Source organism: Halomicronema sp. CCY15110 (assembly GCF_016888165.1).
In the GTDB taxonomy this organism is placed as follows: Bacteria; Cyanobacteriota; Cyanobacteriia; order Phormidesmidales; family Phormidesmidaceae; genus Halomicronema.
Window position 1 is genome coordinate 1 of the sequence record NZ_JACSWC010000430.1, and the last position, 20,281, is coordinate 20,281.

Annotated in this window: 20 protein-coding genes and 1 pseudogene; 15 read left to right on the forward strand and 6 right to left on the reverse strand. The window is 56.6% G+C overall.

From position 1 onward, the window contains the following. Positions 1 to 135 precede the first annotated feature (135 nt). Both JUK32_RS24345 and JUK32_RS24350 read left to right on the forward strand, forming a co-directional pair. The gene (locus JUK32_RS24345; RefSeq protein WP_204141473.1) at positions 136 to 1,041 is read left to right on the forward strand and encodes a serine/threonine-protein kinase; all 906 of its coding nucleotides are present in this window, start codon (positions 136 to 138) and stop codon (positions 1,039 to 1,041) included. 122 nt (positions 1,042 to 1,163) lie between these two features. After that, positions 1,164 to 1,775 carry a hypothetical protein gene (locus JUK32_RS24350; protein WP_204141474.1) on the forward strand — a complete coding sequence of 204 codons (612 nt, stop codon included), beginning with the start codon at positions 1,164 to 1,166 and terminating at the stop codon, positions 1,773 to 1,775. Between the two features lie 206 nt (positions 1,776 to 1,981). On the opposite strand, the gene JUK32_RS24355 is transcribed toward JUK32_RS24350, so the two are convergent. Further along, positions 1,982 to 2,545: a PadR family transcriptional regulator gene (locus JUK32_RS24355; RefSeq protein ID WP_239113027.1), complete on the reverse strand. Its 564-nt coding sequence runs from the start codon at positions 2,543 to 2,545 to the stop codon at positions 1,982 to 1,984. A gap of 84 nt (positions 2,546 to 2,629) precedes the next feature. On the opposite strand from JUK32_RS24355, the gene JUK32_RS24360 reads away from it, so the two are divergent. After that, on the forward strand, positions 2,630 to 3,973 hold the full coding sequence (locus JUK32_RS24360; RefSeq protein ID WP_204141475.1) for an efflux RND transporter periplasmic adaptor subunit: 1,344 nt from the start codon (positions 2,630 to 2,632) through the stop codon (positions 3,971 to 3,973). A 385-nt stretch (positions 3,974 to 4,358) separates the two neighbouring features. Then, entirely contained in the window at positions 4,359 to 7,481 is a 3,123-nt protein-coding gene (locus JUK32_RS24365) for an efflux RND transporter permease subunit (protein ID WP_204141489.1), read from the forward strand. Between the two features lie 11 nt (positions 7,482 to 7,492). Here the strand turns inward: JUK32_RS24365 and psb35 are convergent, their stop codons facing one another. Together psb35 and JUK32_RS24375 are read right to left on the reverse strand one after the other, a co-directional pair. Beyond that, a complete protein-coding gene (gene psb35 / locus JUK32_RS24370) occupies positions 7,493 to 7,708 on the reverse strand; it encodes a photosystem II assembly protein Psb35 (RefSeq protein WP_239113031.1) in 216 nt (71 codons plus the stop codon). Between the two features lie 11 nt (positions 7,709 to 7,719). Continuing rightward, positions 7,720 to 7,989: a hypothetical protein gene (locus JUK32_RS24375; protein WP_204141476.1), complete on the reverse strand. Its 270-nt coding sequence runs from the start codon at positions 7,987 to 7,989 to the stop codon at positions 7,720 to 7,722. A gap of 186 nt (positions 7,990 to 8,175) precedes the next feature. Between JUK32_RS24375 and JUK32_RS24380 the strand changes: the two genes are divergently transcribed. The 6 genes and pseudogenes from JUK32_RS24380 to JUK32_RS24405 all read left to right on the forward strand — a co-directional run. Next, positions 8,176 to 8,385, forward strand: a complete 210-nt coding sequence (locus JUK32_RS24380; protein ID WP_204141477.1) for a photosystem I reaction center subunit IV — start codon at positions 8,176 to 8,178, stop codon at positions 8,383 to 8,385. Positions 8,386 to 8,543: 158 nt separating this feature from the next. After that, positions 8,544 to 9,392 carry a DNA-formamidopyrimidine glycosylase gene (locus JUK32_RS24385; RefSeq protein WP_204141491.1) on the forward strand — a complete coding sequence of 283 codons (849 nt, stop codon included), beginning with the start codon at positions 8,544 to 8,546 and terminating at the stop codon, positions 9,390 to 9,392. A 154-nt stretch (positions 9,393 to 9,546) separates the two neighbouring features. Then, positions 9,547 to 9,768 carry an NAD(P)H-quinone oxidoreductase subunit O gene (locus tag JUK32_RS24390; protein WP_204141478.1) on the forward strand — a complete coding sequence of 74 codons (222 nt, stop codon included), beginning with the start codon at positions 9,547 to 9,549 and terminating at the stop codon, positions 9,766 to 9,768. Between the two features lie 188 nt (positions 9,769 to 9,956). Beyond that, positions 9,957 to 10,718 (forward strand): response regulator transcription factor, encoded by a 762-nt coding sequence (locus JUK32_RS24395; RefSeq protein ID WP_204141479.1) that lies wholly within the window; start codon positions 9,957 to 9,959, stop codon positions 10,716 to 10,718. 90 nt (positions 10,719 to 10,808) lie between these two features. After that, positions 10,809 to 12,413 carry a gamma-glutamyltransferase gene (ggt, locus tag JUK32_RS24400; RefSeq protein ID WP_204141480.1) on the forward strand — a complete coding sequence of 535 codons (1,605 nt, stop codon included), beginning with the start codon at positions 10,809 to 10,811 and terminating at the stop codon, positions 12,411 to 12,413. A 427-nt stretch (positions 12,414 to 12,840) separates the two neighbouring features. Further along, positions 12,841 to 13,527: pseudogene (locus JUK32_RS24405) on the forward strand (amino acid ABC transporter permease); the annotation flags it as partial. Positions 13,528 to 13,606: 79 nt separating this feature from the next. Here the strand turns inward: JUK32_RS24405 and JUK32_RS24410 are convergent. Next, positions 13,607 to 14,056, reverse strand: a complete 450-nt coding sequence (locus JUK32_RS24410) for a hypothetical protein (protein WP_204141481.1) — start codon at positions 14,054 to 14,056, stop codon at positions 13,607 to 13,609. Positions 14,057 to 14,399: 343 nt separating this feature from the next. Between JUK32_RS24410 and JUK32_RS24415 the strand changes: the two genes are divergently transcribed. Both JUK32_RS24415 and JUK32_RS24420 read left to right on the forward strand, forming a co-directional pair. Beyond that, on the forward strand, positions 14,400 to 15,755 hold the full coding sequence (locus tag JUK32_RS24415) for a histidine phosphatase family protein (protein WP_204141482.1): 1,356 nt from the start codon (positions 14,400 to 14,402) through the stop codon (positions 15,753 to 15,755). Positions 15,756 to 15,777: 22 nt separating this feature from the next. Next, positions 15,778 to 17,067: a dihydroorotase gene (locus tag JUK32_RS24420; RefSeq protein ID WP_204141483.1), complete on the forward strand. Its 1,290-nt coding sequence runs from the start codon at positions 15,778 to 15,780 to the stop codon at positions 17,065 to 17,067. Positions 17,068 to 17,113: 46 nt separating this feature from the next. Here JUK32_RS24420 and JUK32_RS24425 read toward each other — a convergent pair whose 3' ends face one another. Next, a complete protein-coding gene (locus tag JUK32_RS24425; protein WP_204141484.1) occupies positions 17,114 to 17,515 on the reverse strand; it encodes a RidA family protein in 402 nt (133 codons plus the stop codon). Positions 17,516 to 17,802: 287 nt separating this feature from the next. Between JUK32_RS24425 and JUK32_RS24430 the strand changes: the two genes are divergently transcribed. The 3 genes from JUK32_RS24430 (at position 17,803) to JUK32_RS24440 (ending at position 19,867) form a co-directional block, all read left to right on the forward strand. Then, positions 17,803 to 18,306, forward strand: coding sequence for a 2TM domain-containing protein (locus tag JUK32_RS24430; protein WP_204141485.1), 504 nt, complete (start codon positions 17,803 to 17,805; stop codon positions 18,304 to 18,306). Between the two features lie 52 nt (positions 18,307 to 18,358). Further along, positions 18,359 to 18,595 (forward strand): helix-turn-helix transcriptional regulator, encoded by a 237-nt coding sequence (locus JUK32_RS24435; RefSeq protein WP_039724539.1) that lies wholly within the window; start codon positions 18,359 to 18,361, stop codon positions 18,593 to 18,595. Positions 18,596 to 18,832: 237 nt separating this feature from the next. Further along, positions 18,833 to 19,867 carry a WD40 repeat domain-containing protein gene (locus JUK32_RS24440; RefSeq protein WP_204141486.1) on the forward strand — a complete coding sequence of 345 codons (1,035 nt, stop codon included), beginning with the start codon at positions 18,833 to 18,835 and terminating at the stop codon, positions 19,865 to 19,867. Positions 19,868 to 19,880: 13 nt separating this feature from the next. On the opposite strand, the gene JUK32_RS24445 is transcribed toward JUK32_RS24440, so the two are convergent. After that, positions 19,881 to 20,018 (reverse strand): hypothetical protein, encoded by a 138-nt coding sequence (locus JUK32_RS24445; RefSeq protein ID WP_204141487.1) that lies wholly within the window; start codon positions 20,016 to 20,018, stop codon positions 19,881 to 19,883. Between the last annotated feature and the right edge of the window lie 263 nt (positions 20,019 to 20,281).

Consider the following 20,281-nt stretch of genomic DNA (forward strand, 5'->3'; position numbering starts at 1 on the left):
GGCCATCGCCTCCTTGACCGGCTATGACTTTATCCTTGAGGCTCTATTCTATGCAGCTTTATAGAGAATTGGTATTACATCAACAAAAATAAGATTGCTCCTTTTCTTCAAAAACTGGAAGATCGGAAACTCAAAGTGCTGCTAGATGGTGACGAGGTCACTGAGAAATTCTTTCACGAGACATTTACTCAAACAGCACCACGACATGTGCAACTTTCTGCAAAAGATGTCTTGCTAGGCGAGAATAATGCCTATGAGCTGGTTGAACCATTAGGGAATGGAGCCGTAGGAAATGTTTGGTCTGCTCGACTGCAATCTCCAGAAGTTTTACTAGTAGCCGCTAAGATAATGCTCCCACGTCAGGATCTTTTGCAAGAATCCAAGCTTCCCAATGTTCGGGAACGATTCAGGCGAGAGGCGAGCAATGGTCGCAGAATAAATCACCCTAATGTTGTTCGATACCTTGACGTAGGAGAGGTTCAAAATAACCCCTTCTTAATTATGGAGTTAGCACAACGTTCCGTGGCTGAACAACTACGCACTAGTGGCCCTATTCCGGAAGAAGAAACAGCACAGATAATATTAGACACTGTCATTGGTCTCGACTTCCTGCATTCAAAAGGCTGTACTCACCGAGACATTAAACCAGCAAACCTCTTAGATTTTCCAGATACCATTAAGCTTGGAGACCTCGGCATTGTTAAATGGAGTGACTTTGATGAAACTTTTACAAAGGGAGGAACAATAACTCAGGAATCAGTGCAGTTAGGCTCTTGGTTCTATATGGCTCCAGAGCAACAAGAATCTCCGCATGATGCAGTTGAAGCATCAGACTTATATGCTTTAGGTGTCAGCTGGATAGAGATACTTACAGGTAAGCTGCCAAGTCCTCAAGCTATTGGTGCTGGAAAATTTGAACTTCCTGAACTAAGGCCTGGCATTGTTGACCTCTTGAAAAGAATGGTTGATTATAGTCCTACTGAACGCCCTGGACTCGAAGAGATTGGAAATACGGTTCGAGATGCTTACTCATTAGAATGATTGAGCACGTGAAGACATGGTCAAACAAAAATCATTCAAATAAAAGTATTATTGTATTTAATTTATATAAATGGAAATAATCGCAAGTCTTTCCGAGGGTCTCCTTGAGTTGTTGAAAATACATGAAAGTTGAATTAATAACAGCAATTGTTGCTATTGTGGTTTCCATTTCAAGTGTCTTTGTTAATGCACTCCAAATCAGACTGCAACAGCGCAAAAATCAAGCAGAAAAAAGACAATGGGAAAAAGAGTTCCAGAATAAGCAAAATGAATGGAAACGAGCAGTAGAAAGAGGGATTACTCAGGCGATTTTTCAAGAAACATCCATCAAACTTTACGAAGCTAGACTTGAGGCATATTCGCCAGTTTGGCCGTTATTGAAAATAACAGCTGGATATGAATGGAAAAGAATAGGGGGTGCCGAGTGGGCAAAGGACTCCCACCAAAATGCCGTGGTAGCGGTACAACAGATGGCAGATAGCCTGACCGCTCTCGCTTATGAAAGCTTAGGCTTATTAATGTCTGAAGAATCAAGGAGTCATCTTACAGGTCTACGCCGTAGTTGTGGTGCTTTTAATAAGAATAAATTAACGTTCCAAGAACTTAAGAGACAGGCCCATTGGTTTAAGCACAGCCTTAGAGCTGATTTATACATTCCTACTAGTTCTATTGAGAATGAGGAATTCAGAAAATATACAGGAATAGTCAATCAATTTCTTGAATCAAAAGACTAGTTTATTGATGAGCTGAAAATTTCCCTTGATTGTTCAAGAGCAGTTGTATACATACGCAACTACTCACACGAGAATAGGTTTTTTGGTATGGCAGCCGTAACGAGAGGTTGCGGATTTTAGGTGTGTGGCAATTGAGATGAGAAGACCCGTTCCAATGCATATCTGAGTGCGTCTTGGATTTCTCCGATCGCCCCCAGCCCCACATTTCAAGCGTCAGCATTGCTCTGCTTCAAAAACGTCAACACCTCATCACACCAGTCGATCCAGTCCTGCTCATAGCGGATGCCCCGCCGCAGTGTGAGGTAGCGATACTGCTCTTGCCGGGGGGGATTGGGATGACTCTGATACCAACTCTCCTTCTCCTGATACGACGTGAGTTGGGCCTGATGCATTTGCCGCCGCCGCTGCAACTCGCGAATCAACGCCTCATTCGGCAAGTGGGCACCGCCCAACACCTTGACCAGCAAATCTTCTCGAATGGGAGTCGGTTCCGTCGGTTCTCGATACCAGCGGCGGAGTTCCTGCTGGCCCGCGTCGGTGATGGCGTAAATCTTTTTGTCCGGCTTCCCCGCCTGGGGCACCAACTCAAACGACACCCAGCCCTTTTCCTCCATCTTGCCCAGCTCGCGGTAAATCTGCTGCTGGCTGGCCTTCCAGTAGCAACTCACCGTTTCCTCAAACTGTTTACTGAGGTCGTAGCCGCTCGCGGGGTGCTCACAAAGGACGGTCAAGATGGTGTGGGCAAGGGCCATAAGGGATGCGGTTGACATACTCAATAAGTTGAGTATAAGCTCAAGGCGAATACACAACAAGTTGAATACAAACTTGTTGTCAAAAACTCTTTGGGTATTGTTATGGTGTCGCATCCGGGAACCTTGCCGTCCGCTACGTCAACGACCGATCGCCCGTCCCTCGCTACGGCACCGCCTCACCGCTGGCGACGCTATCGCTGGGGCTTAGTGCCTGGAGCGATCGCCCTCCTCATCGGGGGCATTTCCCTTTACCGCATCGTCGCTCCCGCTGATTCATCGTCCGAGTTGACGGCGGCATTGCCCGTTGCGGCCCTGCCAGTGGAATCTGTGAGCGAGTACACCACTCAACGGGAATACACCGGAGAACTGGTCGCCGGACGCAGCAGTAGCTTAGGGTTTGAGCGCCCCGGTACCGTAGTGGCTGTGCTGGTAGATGAGGGCGATCGCGTGGTTGCCGGACAACCCTTGGCCCGACTCGACATCCGGACTTTGGAGGCACAACGGCAGCAGCTCGCCGCTCAACAGGCCGCCGCCCAAGCCCAACTGCGGGAATTAGAGGCCGGGCCGCGTCAAGAAGACATTGCCACCGCCCAAGCTACCGTGGCGGAAATTGAGCAGCAGTTGGCGTTGGCAAAGTTGCAGCGCGATCGCCGCGCAGACCTCTACGCCCGAGGCGCGATTTCCCGCGAAGAATTGGATCGGGAAGTCTTCAATACCAGTGCCCTGGAAAATCGCCGCGCCCAAGCCCAAAGCCAACTCAATGAGCAGCAAGCGGGCACCCGTATCGAACAGCTCGATGCCCAAGCGGCCCAGGTCAGCCAAGCCGCCGCGAGCTTGCGCCAAGTGGCAGTGGATTTGGACAAAAGCGTATTGCGGGCTCCCTTTGATGGCGTGGTCAGCGCCCGCTCAGTGGACGAAGGCGTGGTGGTGGCGGGTGGCCAGGCCGTTTTGAGCTTGGTGGAAGCCGGTCCTTTGGAGGCCAAGGTGGGCGTGCCGCCCGCCGTGGCCGACACCCTTAGCGAGGGTGAAGAAGTCGCGATCACTGTGGGCGATCGCCCCTACACCGCGACCATCACCGCGCTGCTCCCCGAACTAGACGCCACCAGTCGCACCGTGACCGTGGTGCTGCAAGTCGCTGCCGCTGACCTCACCGTGGGCCAAACCGTGCGCCTGAGCCTGACCGACACCCAACCCGCCGAGGGCATTTGGCTACCGACTACAGCGCTCGTGCCCAGCGATCGCGGCCTCTGGTCGGTGTACGTGCTGGCGGAGTCGGCTGCCGAGTCCCCAGCCGATGTCTACATCGTCAGTCGGCGGGAGGTGGAGGTTGTACATACCGAGGGCGATCGCGCCCTGGTGCGTGGCACGTTGCAGCCGGGGGAGCAGGCGATCACCACGGGGACTCACCGCCTCACGCCTGGCCAGTCCGTCACCTGGCAGCCCTAACTGCCCGCCCCTGACCCCAACAGCAGGAACTTTAGCAGCGATTTGAGTATCTCTAATGCTCATTCCCCGCCAGTGAACCCTGGGGGTTGTTTTGTTGCTATCGGAGGCATCGCCATGGAGCGCTTGATTTTAGCGGGTTTGATCACCGGTTTAGTCATGGTCAGTGGCTCACTGAACCGCGATCTCTCCCCCGTCCCCCAGCCCCTCTCCCCGCCGATTGATCAGCCGCACCACGGCATCGAACTCGATTACCCCCGTCGGTTGCCACTCGTTGATCCTAAGGGCGATCAGCTTGTCCCCCCACTTTCTCACCCCGCCCCTCTCACCCACCTCATACCCTGCCGCCTTCATACCCTGCCACCCTCATACCCCGCCACTCCCCGCCATGCTCACCCTCTTCTACCGCAACCGCCAACTACTCACCCTTACCCTCACCCTGGTCATCGTCTGGGGGCTGTCCGCCCTTTTCGCCCTACCACGATTGGAAGATCCGGAAATCACTCAGCGCTATGCCCAAGTGGTGACGTTTTTGCCGGGAGCCACTCCCGAGCGAGTGGAGTCCCTGGTCACAGAACCGCTGGAAGACAAGCTGTTTGAACTGGAAGAGGTGAGCTTTCTGGAATCCACCTCTAGCACGGGCATTTCGGTGATTGGCGTGGAGATCAAAGAGGCCATTCGCGATGTGGAACCGATTTGGGCCAAAGTGCGTGGCAAGATTGACGACGCCGTACCAGACCTGCCGCCCGAAGCCTCCGACCCGGAATATCGGGATAGCAGCGTCAGTGCCAGTGCCCTGATTGTGGGCCTCACCTGGGAACTGCCAGGAGAACCCAACCAGCTCATTTTGGGACGGTTAGCAGAGGGGTTAGAAGACCGGCTGCGATCGCTGCCCGGCACCGACAGAGTGGAACGTTTTGGCTATGCCGATGAAGAAATTCGCGTGGAAATTGCCGCCAGTGAATTGGCGCGGCTAGGACTGACCGCCCAAGCCCTCTCGCAACAAATTGCCGCCAGTGATGCCAAAGTGTCGGCGGGCCAGGTACAGGGCGATCGCAACGAATTTCTCCTTGAAGTCAGCAGTGCTCTGGACTCCCTCGAACGGGTGCGCGCCATCCCCATTCAAATCGGCAGCAACGGAGCCACCGCGCGGTTGGGCGATATCGCCACCGTGAGTCAGGGCGTGCAAGACCCCGCCGACAGTTTGGCCTATGTCAATGGCTACCCAGCGGTGGTGGTGGCCGCAACAGTGGAGTCCGACTATCGCGTGGATACCTGGGCCGCAGCGGCTCGCGGAGTTTTGGCGGATTACGCAGCGTCCTTATCCGATGGACTCGGCCTGCATGTCGTGTTGGATCAAAGTCAATATGTACAGCAGCGGCTCAACGGCGTGATCGGCAACCTGATTTTTGGCTCGCTGTTGGTGGTGGCGGTTTCTTTGTTGATACTGGGGGCCAAGTCGGCGTTGCTGGTGGGGTTGGCCCTGCCGCTGACGACGCTGATGGTGTTTGGCTGGATGCACGTTCTCGGCGTACCGCTACACCAAATGTCGGTCACGGGCATCATCATCGCCCTGGGCTTGCTCATCGACAACGCGATCGTGGTGGTGGATGAAGTGCAGGGGCGCTTGCGATCGGGGCTGCCCCCAGCCGAGGCCGTGGGCAAAACGGTGAGTCACTTATTCGTACCTTTGCTCGCCTCCACTCTGACCACCATCCTGGCCTTTGTGCCCATCGCCACTTCCCCCGGCGGCACGGGCGAATTTATTGGCACTATCGGCTTGACGGTGATTTTGGCCCTCATCAGTTCCCTGGCTCTGTCGCTGACGGTGATCACGGCTCTGGCGGGACGGCTGCACCATTGGCAACCGCTGAACTGGCAGCGGGACTGGTGGCAACACGGCCTGTCTAACGCGGCGCTGGCCGCAGGATATCGCTGGACGCTGCGCCGCTGTTTCCAACGGCCTTGGTTGGGAGTCGGGTTAACGCTCATTCTCCCCGTCGCTGGCTTTGCGATGTTTGGCACCCTAGACCAGCAGTTTTTCCCACCCACCAATCGCGACCAGTTCCAGATCGAGGTGCAGTTGCCCAACCAGAGCGCGATCGCCCAAACCCGTGATTTAGTCTTGGCGGCCCGCGATCGCATCCAGCAGCATCCCAATGTGGAGGACATTCATTGGTTCATTGGCGAAAGCGCCCCAACCTTCTTTTACAACGTTGTCGCCAGTCAAGAAAATGCCCCCTTTTATGCCCAGGGCATTGTGCAATTACAGGGGACGCAGGGCCTGCGACCAACGATCCAAAGCCTACAGACAGAGCTCGATGCAGCCTTTCCCGAAGCGCAAATCTTAGTCAAACAACTGGAGCAGGGGCCCCCCTTTGATGCGCCGATTGAGTTGCGGGTCTACGGGTCGGACATGGATCAGTTACGGGCGATTGGGAATGATCTGCGGGCCAAACTCACGCAGTTTGAAGCAGTGACCCACACCCGCGCCAGCCTGACAGAAGCCCTGCCCAAACTCGCCCTACAAATTGACGAAACCCAAGCGCGCCGGGCGGGACTGGATAATCGCGCGATCGCTCAACAACTGCAAACCACCCTGGACGGCAATCTGGGCGGTTCGATTTTGGATGATACCGAAACCCTGCCCGTGCGAGTGCGCGTCCCCGATGCCGATCGCCAAGCCGTCGCGCCCATCGCGTCGCTGGATTTGGTGGCGGGCAATGGTGCCACGGTGCCCCTATCCGCCCTCGCCGACGTCACCCTAGAGCCCGACCTCGCCACCATCGCCCGGCGCGATGGGCAGCGCATCAACACGGTTCAGGCTTTTCTCATCGCTGGGGCGCTGCCTGACACGGTGCTGACCCAATTCCAGCAGCAGCTCACCGCAGAAAGTTGGCAACTACCGGCGGGCTATCGGTTGGAATATGGCGGCGAAGCCGATGCTCGCGGAGATGCTGTGGCAAGCCTTTTATCCACGGTGGGAGTACTGGTAATTCTCATGACGGCAACGCTAGTGCTGTCATTCAACTCCTTTGGCCTGGCCGCGTTGATTGGTTCCGTGGCACTGCTGGCTGTCGGGCTGGCCGCCCTGGCCCTCAAGGTCTTCGGTTCGCTCTTTGGCTTCACTGCCATTTTGGGCACGCTCGGCCTGATTGGCTTGGCGATTAACGATTCGATTGTGGTGCTGGCCGCCCTGCGAGAAGATCCGGCAGCCCGTCAGGGCGATCGCCACGCCACCGAACACGTCGTCATGCACGCCACCCGGCACGTCATCGCCACTACCGTCACCACCATTACCGGGTTCATTCCCCTCATGCTGGACCCCACTGGTTTTTGGCCCCCGCTAGCAATCGCGATCGCGGGTGGTCTCGGCGGCGCGACCTTGCTAGCCCTCTATTACGTTCCAGCGGCTCATCTGTTGATCGTCCGCTGGTCACGTCAGCCCCCAAAACCACCAGTGCATCACAACGCGAGTCATGATGCACTGATAGCCAGCTCGATTGATTAACGGCGGACGGTCTACTCTGAGTCCTTGGGAGAGGTTTCCTTATCCATTCCAGGGACCCAGTCAGGCTTCTCCGCGCCTTCCCAGCCGGGCGGCTTTTTCGAGTTATACCAGGCGATGGAGCCAATAATCACCGCCGACAAAAAGCCCACTGCCAGCAAACCGTAAAACACGGTTTTGAGGGTGGTTGAATAGTCTAATTCGGCCAGAGACCACAGTGGAATAAGCATGTTGTCGTCCTTCAACTAATACCAAACTGCATGTGAGAGCAACTGGCCACGATCGCTCCGTAACCCTTGTCCTCATCAACGCTAATCGCCCGCCCTAGGGGCACCAGCCCACCAGCGCGATCGCGGGTGACAGCAAGTATATCAAACGGACTTCCCCCGCGATTTCCCTCCGGACACGCCGAAAACACCGCATGGACATTCGCGTTTCCTGGCCCCAGCGATCGCCGCATGGGGTTACCCGTGTGCATTGCCCGCCAACTCACCGCCCTGAGCACCGCCATTAGTTCACCCCCCGGAGTAAGTCAGTAGCGCGATCGCCAGAATGTTGCAAAGTGTTTCAATATCCCGAAGATCCAGCCCTCCGGCAACAAAACTTAAACCTCAAAGCACGGCATCATAAGGGTTTCGTAGTAGTCTGTTGACTGAGTCATTTATTCATAAAACTCGTTTTTCAAGAGGACATATCCATGGTTCAACGTGGTTCTACGGTTCGGATCCTGCGCCCAGATTCCTACTGGTTTCAGGAAACTGGCAAAGTCGCAACCATCGACCAAAGTGGTATTCGTTACCCCGCCGTCGTGCGGTTTGACAAAGTCAACTATGCCGGCATCAATACCAACAACTTTGCGTTAGATGAGCTAGTAGAAGTGGAAGCTCCGAAGAAAAAGAAGAAGTAGAGCTTCTTCAACACAGAGCTTCTTGCCAAATAAGCCCACACAAGCCTGCCGATGGTCGAGCTTGGGTGGGTTTTTGCTTGCGGATGTCGTGCCATCCCACCAACTCAGAGCGGTATATTAGCAATGCTGTGCAGGTCTTTGACCAAGTTGTTGCGATTGTGCCTGAGCTGCCTGAGGTCGAAACCGTTTGTCGTGGCCTGAATCAAGTCACCCTCAATCATCGAATTCAAGGAGGGGAAGTGCTGTTGCCGCGCAGTGTTGCCCACCCCGAGTCGCTGGAGCAGTTTTGGCGGGGAGTGACCGATACCACGCTGAAGGGGTGGTATCGGCGTGGCAAATATTTGCTGGTGGCCCTCGAACGCCCCGATGGAGCAGCGGCGGGTCATCTGGGGGTACATCTGCGCATGACGGGGCAGTTGCTGTGGCTGTCTCCCCAAGAGCCCGTTTCTAAGCATTGTCGGGTGCGGTTCCGCTTTGATGAACAGCACGAACTGCGCTTTGTGGACCAACGCACCTTTGGGCGCATTTGGTGGGTGCCCCCCGGCGTTGCCGTCGAGACAGTCATCACGGGCATTGCGGCCCTGGGGCCAGAGCCCTTTAGCGATCGCTTTTCCCCGGCCTATCTCTACCAAGCCACTCGGGGCCGTCAGCGCCCCGTCAAAAATGCGTTGCTCGACCAAGCTTTAGTCGCGGGTATCGGCAATATTTATGCCGACGAAGCGCTATTTTTGAGCCGCATTCGCCCCACGACGTTGTGTGCCCGACTGGGTCGCCAACGCATCGCCCGCTTACACAGCGGCATCCAAGCCGCCCTAACCGCCGGGATTGCCCAAGGCGGCACCACCTTTAGCGACTTTCGCAACGTTCATGGCATTAATGGCAACTACGGCGGCGTGGCTAATGTGTACGATCGCGAGCAGCAGCCGTGCCGCGTCTGCCAAACGCCGATTAAGCGCATCAAACTGGCGGGGCGATCGGCCCACTTTTGCCCCCAATGTCAGCGATGAAGCCACACCGTGAAGACGCCATCCGGCCCGACGGCCCATCACCTTATCAATTGGCTTAGAACTTTATATCGCTGGATCGCCGCTCAGTGCCGATGGCCGTAGGCTAGCGGTTTACAATATTGCAGACGCAGTTCAGTAAAAGGGCGACGAAATCATGGCTGACACCCCCAAGCGTGGCGACCTCGTGCGCGCAGTCCGAGAAAAGTTGGAAAACAGCGTTGAGGCCACCGCTAGCGATACTCGCTTTCCGCCTTACCTCTTTGAAACTAAGGGCGAAATTTTAGAAACCCGTGATGATTACGCCCTGGTGATGTTTGGTCACGTGCCGACGCCGAATATTTGGCTCCGTCTCGATCAGTTGGAAAAGTTTGAATAACCAATCCACCCAGGCCTTTCACCGCCCAACCCCGGCCCTCTGGAGTGGACTAGAAGCGGCGCGATCGCACGATCGTTTAGACACTAATGCACCTCACCACTCGTCTCGCCATCAGCATCCGATTATCTCTGGTTTAAAAGGATCCGGTTGATTGCTACATTTAGCTTGTAAGTGACTCAATGGTTTCTATGTCATCTCTCACGCTATCGACGTCGGATAAGCAGTCGGTTCGAGTTGGTTTAGGGCGTGTTCTCATCGTTGAAGACGAAGAACTCATTCGCGAAACCATTGGCCTTGCTTTGGCCGAAGTTGGATTCGAAGTCCTGGCAGCAGGCGATGGACTTTCCGCGTTGGAAATGCTGGGCGGCACCAAGAACAATCAGCACCGCTTAGTTCAGGAAGTTGACTTGGTCGTTTTAGATTTGATGTTGCCCGGGATGAACGGCCTGGATCTCTGTCGGCTGTTGCGATATCAGGGCATTGACGTGCCGATTCTAGTGTTGAGTGCCAAGGGCACCGAAACCGATCGCGTTGTGGGGTTAGAGGTTGGGGCCGACGACTACTTGACCAAACCCTTTGGCATGCGTGAGTTGATTGCTCGCTGCCGCGCTTTGTTGCGGCGGCATCGGGGTGGCAACGAGCCGGAGGCTGACCCCGTGTTGCGGTTCGAAGGGTTGACCCTGAGTCCCAAAGAATGTCGGGTGGTTTTGGACGATACCGAAATCAACCTATCGCCGAAGGAGTTTCGGATTTTAGAGCTCTTCATGAGTCAGCCCAAGCGAGTCTGGTCGCGCGATCAGATTATCGATCATGTTTGGGGGCATGATTTCATGGGCGATAACAAAACAGTAGACGTGCATATTCGCTGGATTCGGGAAAAGTTAGAGGAAGACCCCAGCAAGCCGCAGTATCTCAAGACGGTGCGGGGCTTTGGCTATCGTTTGGGTTAGTGGTCACTAATTGGGCCGATTTTCGATGATTTTCCGAAAGGCGCGATCGCCCATCGCGCCTTTTTTGATGGCTAGAGATGGGGTCTCCACATGAACATCGCCAGTGCCAGGCAGTCGGTCAAATCCACCACGGGATTCGTGGTGTGTCCGCATCATTTGGCCTCGGCAGCCGGGGCGCAGATCTTGCGGGCGGGGGGCCATGCGGTCGATGCCGCGATCGCCACTCAAGCGGCGTTGAGCGTCGTGTATCCCCACATGACCGGCCTCGGTGGCGATGCGTTTTGGCTCATTTACGATGCCAAGTCGCAAGCCCTGCGGGGGCTCAACGGCTCCGGACGGGCCGCCGCCCAAGCCACTCCAGAGTTCTACACCCGACAGGGCTACCGCGAAATTCCCCAGCGGGGGCCATTAGCCGCGTTGACGGTGCCTGGAGCGGTCGATTCTTGGGCGCAGGCCCATCAACAATTTGGGCAGTTAGCCTGGGCGGATTTACTGCAACCGGCGATCGCCCTCGCTCGCCACGGGTATCCGGCCACAGGCTCACAGGTGCATTGGACCCGTCGTGATCGCCCCTATCTGCAACCCGATGCTGCGACGCCTTGCCCATTTTTGCCCTCTGGCGAAGTCCCTAACGCTGGGGAGACCCTGACCAATCCTGACCTGGCGGTAACCCTACAAACGTTAGCCCAGGAAGGAGCCACAAGCTTTTACCAGGGAGCGATCGCCGCTCAGATCACCGACTTCCTCGCGTCAGTGGGCGGCTTGTTAACCGCTGCGGATCTGGCCCAACATCGCTCGGATTGGGTGGAGCCGCTGGAAACGACTTATCGCGGCTATCGGGTGGCGCAACTGCCCCCCAACTCCCAAGGATTCACCCTGCTGCAAATGCTCAACTTAATTGAGCCCTTTGACCTGGGGAAACTGGGGCACGGCACCGCAGACTACTATCACTTGATGGTGGAAGCGACGAAGCTGGCGTTTGTCGATCGCGATCGCTGGCTCACCGACCCGACTTTTGCCGATATTCCCCTGGATGAGCTGATTAGTAAGACGTACAGCGATCGCCGTCGCCCTCAAATCCAACTCGACCACGCGAACCCCGACCCGGCCTCCCCCGTGGGCGGCGACACCGTTTACACCGCCATCGTGGATGCGGCAGGCAATGCGGTGTCAATCATTCAAAGCTTGTATTTCGATTTTGGCTCGGCGGTCGTAGTGCCAGAAACTGGATTTGTCTTACAAAATCGCGGTTCCTTTTTCTCCCTCGATGCCAACCACATCAACGTGTTAGCGCCCCACAAGCGCACCTTCCATACCCTGATGCCCGGTATGGTGCGGCATCCCGACGGTTCCCCTTACCTGGTACTGGGGACGATGGGTGGCGAAGGGCAACCCCAAACCCAACTGGCTCTGCTGACGCGACTGCTCGACTACGGCTTTGATCCCCAAGCCGCCATTGATCAGCCCCGCTGGCTTTGGGGCCGCACCTGGGGCGAGGTCGAAACCGGACTCACCCTCGAAGGACGCATTCCACCAGCGGTGCAGCAAGCGCTGCGCGATCGCGGTCAGCCGGTGAAAACCGCCCCCGACTGGACGGCAAAAATGGGCCATGCCCACGTGATTCGCTTGAATGCGGACGGTACCGATGAGGGCGGGTGTGACCCGCGCAGTGATGGAGCCGCGATCGCGCCATAAGGGATCGGCGGGCGAATAATATCCCGGTAACGGCAGTGCTTGGGTGGCTGGGTAGCTGGGTAGCTGGGTAGCTGAGTCAGTTCCGTCTCTGACGTAGGTACTTTAATTGCCTGCACATCCATAAAGTAATTTCTCTAGCCACATCCCAGGGGCATCGCCACCGTCAGGCATGAGGATCAAATGACATCCAAACTGTTAGGGCAGACATCTTACCTGCCTGGGGATTGTTAGCGCAGGCATCTTGCCTGCCTGGGGACATTCCGAAGAAACCCGTCAACATTTTGACGATGAGTTGATTTCCCCCAGAAATCGGTGCAGAAGTACAGCCAGAACCGACTAATCGTGAGTTGCACTGATACTATGGCGAGATTGTGAAACACATTATTTGAGGAGTGCGATCGCGGTGTCTGAATCCATGCAATTTGCCCTAGATGCATTGCCAACATTATTAATCGGGGCGATCACGACTCTGCAACTAACGGCCTCAGCAGTAATTTTGGGGTTGATCGGTGGTACCCTGCTCGGCCTGGCCCGGTTGTCGAGCCTCAAACCCTTACAAATTGCCAGTCGCGTTTACATCGACTTCTTCCGGGGGACACCGCTCCTGGTGCAAATCTTTATGATTTACTTCGGCATTCCCGCCGCCACGGGCATTAGTTTTAATCGCTTTTTGGCAGCCATTTTGGCCCTGAGCCTCAACGCCTCGGCCTACCTGGCCGAAATCGTGCGCGGCGGCATTCAATCGATTGAGACGGGACAGCGCGAAGCCTCCGAATCGCTGGGTCTGAGCCCCATCCAAACGATGCGTTACGTAATTTTTCCTCAAGCCTTTCGCCGCATGATTCCCCCCCTGGGCAACGAGTTCATCACGCTGCTCAAAGACACGAGTTTGGTCGCAGTCATTGGCTACGAAGAAATTTTGCGTCGAGGGCAACTGATCGTAGCGACCAACTATCGCGCCTTCGAAATTTACTTCACCGTGGCACTGGTGTACCTGGTACTCAACATCCTGTCTGCGCAAGCGTTTGTCTGGTTAGAAAAGTGGACGGATCCTGTGCATAAATCAAAGCGCCGTCAGGCGACGGTGGTGCCAGAACCGACTCAGTCTGTGTAAATCCTGTGTAAATCGACAGCACTCCCCAGCCCTGTCAAGCCATTTTGCCCGCCCACATAGGGCGCAACGTCACCAGCCATCAAGCCATTGGCGGGTTGGCATCTGGGGCATCAGCCTCAAAAACCTCTCGCACACTGGGCAAAAATAACGCCGCGATCAGGGTGCTGCTAAAAGCAATGGAAAAATACACCTTACCCGACAGTTCTTGCCCCAGCAGCAGGGTCAGTCCATTGTTGGCAATGCACATGACCTGAAAGATGATCGAGCCCGTCCATCCCCAAGCCTTGAGTTGCCACAGGCCATAGGTGACCACCAGACCAAACAAGCTGATGGCTAGCCCCCCGGCGACGAGCCCCTTCAGCGGCAAGGTCAAGGTGCGCAAATCTTGTGACAACACCTGCACGGTGCCAGTCATCAACAATACTAAGAAAATGCCAGAGGCACAGGCGAGCAGACTCACCCCACCCTGCACGATTGCCAGCAGGATAATTGTCAGCGATCGCGCGCGACTCTCTGATGTGCGAACCATGCCATTCTCACTCCCTTGAAATCACGTTCACCGCTTCTCTGACTTTAATCAAAGAGCAACCCTCTCAACTTAAAAGGAAATGGGGTGAAAGGGAACTTGGTGAGAGGATTGCCCCATGAATGGCGATCGCGGCCCTGCCTCGCTCAAGGTTTGGCCTGACTGTTAATCACCACCAGACTTCAGGGTTACTGCTCTGGCGGCGAATGAAGCCCCGCTCGTCACGTCAGGGGCAAGCGCTGACGTGGGGGCTGACCTGACCCATGCGCCTCTCGCTATCTTTGCCCGTGTGCTTTCCGCTATCAGGGTAAAATCGGACAGGCTGGCAGCAGGGGAGGGAGACAGCATGGCCACACGCGTCATTTTGGTGAGACACGGACAGAGCACATTTAATCTTAAGCAGCTGATTCAGGGGCAGATCGACGTTTCCGAGTTGACTGAGCTGGGCCTGGCGCAGGCTCAACAGGTGGGGGAAACGCTGAAGGGCATCGCATTTGACCAGTTTTATGCCAGTCCCCTCAAGCGGGCTTATCAAACGGCGGAAACGATTTTTGGGGTAATGCAATCGACCGTGGCCGACACGCCCTTGCCCCAAGCCGTTGACACCATCAAAGAAATTAGTTTGCCGCTGTGGGAGGGCATTTCTTTTCGAGATGCTGAAGCGAAGTATCCGGAAATTTATCGGCTCTGGCGCGAAGATCCGCAGAACTGCATGATGCCGCTACCCGATGGCACGGAGTTTTATCCGGTGCGATCGCTCTACGAGCGGGCGACTCAGTTTTGGCAAGACATCCTGCCGCAGCACGACGGCCACACGGTATTGGTGGTGGCCCACAGCGCCATCAACCGAGCGCTCATCGCCACGGCCCTCGGCCAGGGGCCAGACATTCACGAACAGTTGGGTCAGGCGAACTGCGCCATCAGCGTGCTGAATTTTGCCGGAGTGCTGGGGGATGGGGTACAGCTCGAATCGCTGAACCTCACCAGCCACATGGGAGAAGCCCTGCCCACGATGCGATCGCGCCACCACGGGCCAAGGATGTTGCTGGTGCGCCATGGGGAAACGGAATGGAATCGGCAAAAGCGCTTCCAGGGGCAAATCGACATTCCGCTAAACGAGAACGGCAAACGACAGGGGGGGCAAGCGGCGGAGTTCCTCAAATCGGTGAAAATTGATGCGGCAGTGTCCAGTTCCCTTTCTCGACCCAAGGAAACCGCCGAGCTGATTTTGCAACACCATCCCCAGGTCGCACTGACGACCACCGACGGCCTGAAGGAAATTGGCCACGGGGAATGGGAAGGGCTGTACGAACACGAAATCGAATCAGGCTATCCGGGCCTGTTGCAACAGTGGCAGGAAAAACCCGAAACGGTTCAAATGCCGGGCAAGGGGGGCGAAAGCCTAGAACAAGTTTGGGCGCGGGCGATCGCCACCTGGAACGACATCGTGGCCCAATACAGCCATACCGAACCCCCCGTGACTGTCTTGGTGTCAGCCCACGATGCGATCAACAAAGCGATTCTGTGTTACGTGGCAGGGCTAGGGCCAGAGTCCTTTTGGCAGTTTAAGCAGGGCAACGGGGCCGTCAGCGTAATCGACTACCCCCATGGGGTCGAAAGTGCCCCGGTGCTAACGGCGGCGAACCTGACCATGCATCTGTCGGGCAGCATCTTCGATCAGACGGCGGCGGGTGCGTTGTAATTTTCTCAGGCGATAGACCACGATGGCGGGCACATTACTGCGGCAAGTGCGGGTGATTGACCCGACGACGGGCACCGATCAGGTGCAAGATGTGTGGATGGCGGGGGGACGCTGGAGCGCGATCGCCCCAACCTTAGACATTGATCCCGATGATGTAGACGTGATCGACGGCACGGGCAAAGTGCTCGCCCCTGGCCTCGTGGATCTGTACAGCCACAGCGGCGAACCGGGTAACGAAGCACGGGAAACCCTGGCTGAGTTGATGGCCGGGGCGATCGCGGGCGGGTTCACTCGCGTCGGCATTTTGCCTGGCACACAGCCCCCGTTGGATAATCCCGGCGCTTTGCGGCGGCTGGTCGATTTGGCCTGCGAGTTGGATCAACTGCCCCAACCGCTGCTGCTGCCCTGGGCTGCCCTGACCCAAGGGGCTCAGGGCGAGCAGATGACCGAATTGGCGGAACTGGCAGAAATTAAAAGCTTTGCGATCGCGGGACTGGCCGATGGTCAACCACTGACGAATCGGGTCTTGCTGCGGCGACTGCTGGAATATACGCGATCGCTCAACCGGCCTCTAGCGCTCTGGCCCTGCGATCGCACCCTGGCGGGCAACGGCATCGCTCGTGATGGCTCATTAGCCCTGATGGGCGGTTTGCCGGGCGTGTTGGTCGCTGCCGAAACTGCCGCCCTCACCACCATTTTGGAACTGGTGCGGGAGCTCGACACCCCCGTGCATCTCATGCGCATTTCCACCGCGCGCAGTGTCGCCCTCATCGAGCAGGCCAAAGCCGACGGCCTGCCCGTCACCGCCAGCACGACCTGGATGCATCTGCTGTTTTCCACCGAGGACGCCTTGAGCTACGACCCCAACCTGCGCCTCGACCCGCCCCTGGGCAATCCGACGGATCAGGAAGCCCTGATTGCGGGCGTTAAAACGGGCATCATCGACGCGATCGCCATCGACCACAGTCCTTATGCTTACGAAGAAAAGACTGTTGCCTTTGGCGATGCGCCCCCTGGAGCGATCGGTCTACAACTGGCGTTTGCCGCCCTGTGGGAGCGTTTTGTGGCCCCCGGCACTTGGACGGCGGTGGAGCTGTTGCGGGCGTTGAGCGATCGCCCCGCCCAAATTCTGCAACTCCCACCGCCCCAAATTGCCGAGCGCGCAGCCGTCGAAGCGTTTCTCTTTGATCCGGCGGCGACATGGACGGTCGATGCGTCCACGCTGCGATCGCCCGCCCGCAACACCCCGTTCTACCAGCGATCGCTCCGGGGCCAAGTCCTCCAAACCTGGCATTATCCAGGGTTGCCCTAGGCCGCGATGTGATTGCCATGGCCCCTGTCCTCCTCCAGGCTCTGACTCAGTCAACGGCATCAGGAGCGATCGCGTCCGCTTCCACTTCAATCAGCATGTCAGGATTCACCAATCCCGAGATTGCCACCATGCAGCTCGCCGGGGGATGCGCCCCAAAGAGTTCCCGATGGGCGCGGGCAAAGTCTTCCCAATGGGCAAAGTCGGTAATGTAAAGCCGCGTTCGCACAATGTGGGAGAGATCGGCCCCCAACTCTTGTAGCGCCGCCTCCATAATTTCAAAACAGCGCTTGGTTTGGGCATAGGCATCTCCCGGCGCAAAGGTGCCCCCCTGACCATCCGACGGCGCAGTCCCCGAGATGAAAATTTGATTGCCCACCTGCACCGCCCGACAGTAGCCCACCTTGGCCTCCCACGGACTACCCGACGTGACGCGTTGAATCTTCGTCATGTGATGATCTCCCTACAATGTGCGATCGCACTCCCGTCTCATGAGGATAACGATGCCTCCTCCCAGCTCGGTCACCTCTCCTCATTGCACCGAGCTTTGACCTTCACTGACCAACCCATCCCCCGCTCCCTTGCTCCCCCGCTCCTCCTCATCTCTCCCCCGCTTCCCGGCTCCCTATCTCCCTGCGCCCCCTCTCTTTCCCCGCTAAAATTACAAACCGCCATATTCCAGTGCCCATTTTGCCGAAAATTCTCTATAACAGAAGTATTAGCTCATCCCTCCCTGGCATGTCTGAATCGACCATAGTGCCCCCCAGCCAAGACGAGCCTGCAAGTTATCAGTCCGAAGATGCTCAGGCGATTCTGCAAATCGCGATCGCCCGCCACACGGAAGACGGCGAGCTAACGCGATCGCAGCTATTTGAGATTGCCGACGAACTCGGCATTGCCCCCACCACCCTGAGGGAAGCCGAACAACAATGGGCCTTGCAGCAGCAGGAAAGTGTTGAGCTCGCGGAATTCAACCAATATCAACAGCAGTGCTTTCAGAGCCACCTAGTCCGATTCGCCATCATTAATTCGGTGCTGCTCATCCTCAACTGGATGGCAGCAGACACCCTCTCTTGGGCACTGTACATTTTGGTCTTTTGGGGGGCGGGTCTCAGCCTGCAAGCCTGGCAAACCTATTGGCCGAACGAACAGCAATATCGCAACCGCTTTGAAAAATGGCGGCGGCGCGAGCAGATTAAGCGTTCCTTTAGCCGCGCGATGGACTGGCTTTTGGGCACCTGAGCCGCTAAGGTCATCATTGACTCACTCATTTTGCGAAAGGCGGTCAATCTCTATGGGCAGAGCCGGACGCGCCCTCAAAGAAACGCTGGAAACCTACGCCATTAGCCAAAATAAGTTGGCCGTCACCATGGGCATGGAACGCACCGTGGTGTATCGCTGGGTGCATGAACGCACTGACCCCACCGGCGAGACGATTGTGGAAATTGTGCGATCGCTCAACCAGCTCGATCCCAGCGCCGCCAAAGCGTTTATTGCGCTGTACCTGATTCCCGTACTCAACGAATATTGACTCGCCTCAGCGATCGCAGTCCGGCGGTTTTGAGGATAACGTCCCAGCCTTGTATGCCACCTCGCAGTCACCGCAATGGCTCAGTGACTCCGTAGCTTTGCGGAATCGCCTGGCTGATTTCTGTAGGTGCTTCATGAAGCAAGTCATCTACACGCAACTCGCCTGAGCAGCCTTTGCTTCCGCAGGGTGTCATCGCAATTGACTAAACTTGACGTTACTCATCCAGATTTGACCGCTATGGCACTGTCTGACCCAACCACCCCAAACTTGGTGACCGCGACGCCCTTTGCCGCAGCCTCGACCAGTGCGAGGTTGCCGCCAGTGTCGTCTCTGGCTGCTTTACGCCCTAGCTCTAGTGCTAGTGTGACGAGTGGCTGGCGCTGCCAGCAGACACTCCAGGGACACACCAGTTGGGTGCGCAGCGTAGCCATTAGCGCTGATGGGCGGCACATTGCCAGCGGCAGTGGTGACAAACGCGCTGGCCTGTGGAGTCTCACCCAGGGCAAACGGCTCACCTTTTTAGAAGGACACGAGGGCTGGGTGCGCTGTGTCGCCTTCAGTCCTGACGGTCGGTGGCTGGCGAGTGCAGGCAATGATAATGAAATTCGCCTGTGGGATGTACGCACGCAGACTTTAGCCGCCACCTTGGCGGGGCATCGAGATTGGGTGCGGGCGGTCACCTTTAGCGCCGACAGCCAGTATCTCTTTAGCGGTAGTCAGGATAAGACTATTGGAGTCTGGCGCGTGGGGCTCAATTCTCCGGTTCAGGTGCTGACGGGGCACGAGCATTGGGTGCGATCGCTCGCCGTCACCACCGACGGCAGCACCCTCGTCAGCGGGGGACAAGACGGTCAAGTGCATCTACATCGGCTACAAAACCGGGGCACCCATCACGTCTTAAATCACCCCACAGAAATCCATTCAGTAGCCACGAGTCCCAACAATTGGCTGCTCGCTACCGCTGGGGCCGACGGCTATGTCCGTTTTTGGAAAGTGAATAGTGGGCGGTTAATCACCGAGTTTCCGGCCCACTCGGCGGCGGTAAACTGTGTGACCTTTAGTGCTGACGGTCAGTGGTTGGCCACGGCCAGCAGCGACAAGACGGTGCGCCTTTGGCACATCGACAGCGGTCGACTGATCAGCATTCTCGAAGGACATGCGGGCTGGGTGTGGTCGGCCTCCTTTGCCCCCGATAGCCGTACCCTGGTGAGCGGCGGCTGGCATGGGGAAATCAAAGTTTGGCGACGCCAGGGAGATGCTGGTTTCCCTTGATGCTGTGCCAGCACTAACTTTCTTGCCGCCCGTCCGGATCGCTGGTGCCTTTTACTGCGCCGGGTTCTCCAGTCACCCAGTCGTTTGTCATATAGCTGATCACCTCATCGGTCGATAAAACCTTGGCAACGGTGCTACCGGCGATCGTCAACGCCGTTGCTAAATTTGCGGTGGCCGTGGCACCCTCGCCAGGGCAATTTATTCCCTGGCGAGGGTGCCAAAGTCCGTTAAAACGGACTTGAAAGGAGTCTTTGAGTGCTTGATAAACCTCATCCAGATTCAGAAGTGGAGTTTTGATGTTTGTCCGACCTCACCGCCTGCGGCACCTCTCCTTCTCAACCTACTAAGTACACACAAGTCATGTTGTAGTAGGATGCTGCCAGAAAACATGGGGTCATCGAGATGGAGAATCCT